The sequence below is a fragment of the Rhizobium sp. 18055 genome (assembly GCF_902706285.1).
Taxonomy (GTDB): domain Bacteria; phylum Pseudomonadota; class Alphaproteobacteria; order Rhizobiales; family Rhizobiaceae; genus Rhizobium.
The window spans coordinates 1-386 of the sequence record NZ_CACSKD010000496.1; the positions used below are offsets into that span (position 1 = coordinate 1).

Genomic DNA, 386 nt, shown 5'->3' on the forward strand with positions numbered 1-386 from the left:
GCCGAGCTCTTCGATGAGCTCGCGCCGCAGGGCCTGCTCGACGGTCTCGCCGGCTTCCAGCTTGCCGCCCGGGAATTCCCAGTAGCCCGCGTACGGCTTGCCGGCCGGGCGCGTGGAGAGCAGCATGGCGCCGTCGCCGCGGAACAGGATGCCCACCGCCACCTCGGTGTGGGCGCGCTGCGGGGATGCCGGCGCGGCGGCGGCGACCTGCGGCTCAGCCATGGGTGCGCCCCGCATGGTCGCGGGCGAACTGGTAGGCCACGCGCCCGCTGCGCGAGCCGCGCTCCAGCGCCCACACGAGGGCGGCCGGACGTGCGGCCTCGATGGCCGCGGCAGGCACGCCCAGCGCGGAGAGCCACTGCGCCACGATCGCGAGGTATTCCTCC

Annotated in this window: 2 protein-coding genes; both read right to left on the reverse strand. The window is 75.6% G+C overall.

Annotation, left to right across the window (positions count from 1 at the left end; all coding sequences use genetic code 11):
* Positions 1-222, reverse strand: a 222-nt coding sequence (locus GVL52_RS32745; RefSeq protein WP_160012817.1) for an NUDIX domain-containing protein, incomplete at its 3' end; no start/stop codon positions are given.
* Positions 215-386 (reverse strand): DUF815 domain-containing protein (locus GVL52_RS32750; protein WP_160012818.1); only part of this gene is annotated, 172 nt, incomplete at its 5' end. The genes GVL52_RS32750 and GVL52_RS32745, both read right to left, overlap by 8 nt.